General features: G+C 75.9%; 6 protein-coding genes. 2 read left to right on the top strand and 4 right to left on the bottom strand.

The genetic code is table 11. From position 1 onward, the window contains the following. Window positions 1-108: 108 nt before the first annotated feature. Both ABZW03_RS38190 and ABZW03_RS38185 read right to left on the bottom strand, forming a co-directional pair. The gene (locus ABZW03_RS38190; RefSeq protein WP_355269087.1) at window positions 109-951 is read right to left on the bottom strand and encodes a helix-turn-helix transcriptional regulator; all 843 of its coding nucleotides are present in this window, start codon (window positions 949-951) and stop codon (window positions 109-111) included. An 18-nt stretch (window positions 952-969) separates the two neighbouring features. Continuing rightward, window positions 970-1,263 (bottom strand): hypothetical protein, encoded by a 294-nt coding sequence (locus ABZW03_RS38185; RefSeq protein WP_355269085.1) that lies wholly within the window; start codon window positions 1,261-1,263, stop codon window positions 970-972. A 409-nt stretch (window positions 1,264-1,672) separates the two neighbouring features. Here ABZW03_RS38185 and ABZW03_RS38180 point away from each other — a divergent pair, with 409 nt between their 5' ends. Next, the gene (locus ABZW03_RS38180) at window positions 1,673-1,828 is read left to right on the top strand and encodes a hypothetical protein (protein ID WP_355269083.1); all 156 of its coding nucleotides are present in this window, start codon (window positions 1,673-1,675) and stop codon (window positions 1,826-1,828) included. A gap of 15 nt (window positions 1,829-1,843) precedes the next feature. Here ABZW03_RS38180 and ABZW03_RS38175 read toward each other — a convergent pair whose 3' ends face one another. Beyond that, window positions 1,844-2,815, bottom strand: coding sequence for an SDR family NAD(P)-dependent oxidoreductase (locus tag ABZW03_RS38175; RefSeq protein WP_355269081.1), 972 nt, complete (start codon window positions 2,813-2,815; stop codon window positions 1,844-1,846). A gap of 305 nt (window positions 2,816-3,120) precedes the next feature. Then, window positions 3,121-3,348: a holin gene (locus ABZW03_RS38170; RefSeq protein WP_355269079.1), complete on the bottom strand. Its 228-nt coding sequence runs from the start codon at window positions 3,346-3,348 to the stop codon at window positions 3,121-3,123. Between the two features lie 364 nt (window positions 3,349-3,712). On the opposite strand from ABZW03_RS38170, the gene ABZW03_RS38165 reads away from it, so the two are divergent. Then, entirely contained in the window at window positions 3,713-4,054 is a 342-nt protein-coding gene (locus tag ABZW03_RS38165) for a hypothetical protein (RefSeq protein ID WP_355269077.1), read from the top strand. Window positions 4,055-4,107 lie beyond the last annotated feature (53 nt).

The following is a 4,107-nucleotide window of genomic DNA, read 5'->3' as shown; positions in this document are numbered from 1 at the left end:
TGGGGGGGGGGGGGGGGGGGGGGGGGGGGTGGGGGGGGGGGGGGGGGGGGGGGGGGGGGGGGGGGGGGGGGGGGGGGGGGGGGGGCCCGCCCCCCCCCCCGGACCGGGTCACACGAGCACCGACGGGCTGTCGCCGGTGCCCTCGCGGCCCGCCCCGCCGGGATGGCCGCCGGGATGCCCCGCGTGGCCGGGATGGCCCGGGTGCCCGGGGTGGCCGGGGTGCCCGGGCCCCTCGTCGCGTTCGGCGGCCAGGCTGTTGCGCAGGGTCACCCACAGCCGGAACAGGATGTCCGTCGAGGTGCCGGCGCTGGAGGACTGCATGGCCCGGGCGAACTCGCTGTGGTGCGTGCGCGAGTTGACCGGGATCGGGGCGCGGGCGTTGTTCGTCCGGTCCCAGGCCGCCGCCCACAGGGCGCGGCGGGCCTCCCTGACCCCGCAGACCTCCATGTAGGCGAGGAAGACGGGTTTGCGCAGCGGGGCCTCGCCCTTGAGGACCAGGGCCAGCGTGCTGGAGGGCAGGCGCGAGCCCCGGTCGCGGGCCCGGCGGTCCAGCTCCCGCAGCGAGGGCCAGTCGGCCTTGCGGCGCATCTCGTGCATCGCCCGGCGCAGGTCGGCGAAGGAGTCGACCTGCTGGGGGTCGACCCGCCTCGGTGCGCGCAGCCGCCGGCTGCCCGAGGGGCGGGGCACGTGGGACCAGTAGTTGGCCTGGGCCCACTTGCGCCGGGCGGTCTTGAGGTCGCCGCCGCATTCGCGGGTGACGGCCTCGACGACCTTCCAGCTCGGTACGGACCGTCCGCCGGCGGCCCGTTGCAGGGTGGTGGGGTGGTAGTTGGTCCGAGCGGCGAGCTGACGGTACGTCAACCCGGCCTGCTCGCGCTGCTCGCGCAGCCAGACGGCCAGCCGGCCCAGCGCCGGCTCGGCCGCCTCGATCGGGTTCTCTCGGCGTCCCATCGCAGGCAGGCGTTCTTCCTAGGCCCGCTCCCGTCGGAGCCTGGCGGCCAACAGGCAGCCGCCGGTGGCCAGTTCGAGCGCGGCGCCGGCCGACATGCCGGTCGCCACCAAGGCGGCGGCCAGCGCGACTGTCAGGACGACCACGACGACGACCACGGCGGTCCCGCCGGCCGCGAGCGGCCGCTCGTACGGGCGCAGCCGCGGGCGCGGGCGCGGGTGCGTGCGGGGGCTGAGCGGCGGTACCGGGTCCGCCGTCGCGCAGCGGGTGGTGCGGGTTCGGGTACGGATGCGCTTGTTCCGGTTCCTCGTCATCGAGGAGACCTCCATATCACTGTCCACTCCAACGGGCGGGCACTTGTGCGGTTGGCGTCGCACTGTGTGTCCGGTGGCATCACACTCTGTCAGGCGTACGGGTGAATCCCAATCGGTTCGGCAAACATCGCGTGGATTGATGCACGACAGTCCCGGTCCCTGCCCGAAATCTCGCGAACGCCGTACCAGAGAAGCGCAGTTCAATAAGTCGAAACCGGATTTTGATGCGCCTTTGTGCAGCGCGCCCTTGTGAGCCGTCCTGGCCGGGTGTGACGATTGCCAGCGGCGTTCACCCGGACCCGCGGGTCCGGGACCCGGGGGCGCTGTTCACTCCAACAACTCGGGAACATCGGCAGCGGGCCGTGTTGGCGCATGGGCCCGCCCGAACAGCAGAGACCGCCCGGCCCTGGTGGCCCGAGCGGTCTCTCTGCGTTCCTCCCCCTCCTGCGATCGCCTCCTGGGCGAGCTGGAGACGGTCGCCGCGACCGATGCGGTCCGCCGCGGCGACGCGCTGTACCTGCTGGACGACCTCGGGCTGCGCCGCGTCCGCTGGGAGCGGCCCTGACGGTGCCCCCGGGCGTCATCGCGCGTGGCGGGCGTCGGGCACCGGGTCGAGGCCGGTCAGTTCGCGGCTGGCCGCCCACAGGCGCGCGGCGGTCGCGGGGTCGGCCAGGTGGGTCCAGAGCGGCTCGGTGCGGGGTGTGCCGCGCAGTCCGAAGGCGCGGGGGCTCCACAGCTGGCCGCCGCGCACGGCCGGGTCGAGCACGGCCCGGACGGCGGGCCAGGCGGCGGCGTCCTTGCCCTGGACGACGAGGCCGAGCGGCAGGTGGCGCAGCCGCTCGCCGGTGGTGCGGACGTGGACCGGCGGGCGCGAGGGGGTGAGGGAGTCGAGCGCGCCGCCGGGGTGGACGAGCACGCTCAGCGTCGTGCGGCCGGCGGCGCGCAGGCGGCGGTCGAGTTCGAGGGCGAAGAGCATCTGGGCCAGCTTGGAGCGCGCGTAGGCGCGCTTGGGCCGGTAGTCGCGCGTGCTCTGGAGGTCGTCGAGGTCCAGGCGTTCGGACTTGGCGGCGAAGCTGCCGGTGGTGACGATCCGGCTGCCGGGGGTGGCCGCGAGCAGGGGTGCCAGGTGGTGGGTCAGCGCGAAGTGGCCCAGGTGGTTGGTGGCGAACATCAGCTCGTGCCCGTCGGCGCTCTCCCGGCGCGGCGGGTGGTCGAGTGCCACGCCGGCGTTGTGGACGACCGCGTCGAGGCGGTCCAGCCCGAGGGCGTCCACGCAGGTGCCGAGCGAGGCGAGGTCGGCCAGGTCCAGCGGCAGGTGCCGCACCCGGGCGCCGGGGACGCGCGCGCCGATGGCGGCGATCGCCGCTTCGGCCCTCGCCCGGTCACGGCTGCCGAGGACGACCGTGGCGCCGGTGGCGGCGAGCTGCTCGGCGACGAAGTACCCGATGCCCGCGTTGCCGCCGGTGACCAGGACGTTCCGCCCCTCGGCGCGGGGCGGGCGGTGGACGTCCCACGGCGGGGTCCGGGGTGCGGAGGGCGGCGCGGCGGGCATGGCGGGCTCCTGGGGCTCGGGACGGTCCGGCGGTACGGGCGGGACTACGCAGCACGCCCGGTCCCCACCGTCCCGGGGGCCGCTCACATCCCACCGACAGCTCACCGTCCCCACCGACAGCTCACCGTCCCCGCCGGCAGCCGGCCGTCACCGCCGCGCCACCACCCCCTCGGCGCGCCGGAAGTCGACCCCGCCGACTTCCGGTGCGGGCGGCTCCAGGTGCGACGAACGCCCGAGGGGGCGGACGGGTGCGCGCAGGGGGCGGGGCGCCCCGGAGGCGCGCCCCGCCCCTCACGCGTCCGCCCCTACTCGCGGCTGCTGCGGGCCAGCAGGGCGGCCGAGTCGGAGTCGCCGACGCGGGTCGCCACCGCGCCCTTGATCACGGTCAGGGCGGCCGGCAGCGCCGCCACCGCCGCCGCCTTGAGCGAGCCGATCGATGTGAGGTCGAACTTGTCGGCCAGCAGCAGGCCGAGGAACGCCGCGGCGTAGGTGGCGACGGTGCGCTCGACCAGGTCGAGGATGAACTTCCGCATGGTCAGGACTCCTTCGCTGTGAAGGGTTGCGGGGGGGTGCCGGGGCCCGGCCGGGTCAGCGGCCGGTCCGGGCGGTCGGGGGTCGGCGGTCGGCAGATCGAAGGGCCGGAGGGCCGGAAGGGGGCTGAGGGCCGGAGGGGCGGGAGGCATGCGCCGTCGGGGAGTTGCCGCTCCTGTGTACACGCACACGCCGCCGGATCCGACGACGCGCCCGCCGCCGAATTTCCCACCGGTTCCCCCGGGCGCGAGGCCGACGCCGGCTGCTGCCCGGGGGATTCCCTGGTGCCGGGGTGGGGCTGGCCGCACCCCCGGCCGGGGGGCCGCCGGATGTCCCGGTGCCGAACGGCTGCGTAGCGTCGTCGCCATGACCCACACCACGAACCGCACCCGCGTCCGGCAGACCGTACGGCGCAGGCGAGTTGGCCGGTCCCTGGCCGCCGCGACCGCCGCCGTCCTCGCCGTCCTCGCCGCCGCCCCGGCGGTCGCGGCGTCCGAACCCCGCCCGGCCCAGCAGAGCACGGAGCGCGGGGCCCTGCTCGGTCTCACTCCCGTCGCCGACCTGGGCCAGGCCGAGGTCGCCGCGTTCCTCCAGGGCGCCGACATCGACCCGGCGACCGTGCGCCACGGTGTGCGCGGCTACCGCCTCACCTACCGGACCGTGACGCCTCAGAGAGTGTTGGGTAATCGGGTGACTACTGGTGCTTGAGGTCGTCGGCGAGGCGGCGGGCTGCTTCGGTCTCGATGGGGCCGCGTGGTTCG

Origin of the sequence: Kitasatospora sp. NPDC004799 (genome assembly GCF_040609095.1) — a bacterium.
GTDB lineage: Bacteria > Actinomycetota > Actinomycetes > Streptomycetales > Streptomycetaceae > Kitasatospora.
The sequence above is the reverse complement of the archived record's forward strand: the minus strand, read 5'-3'. Positions and strand labels throughout refer to the sequence as shown.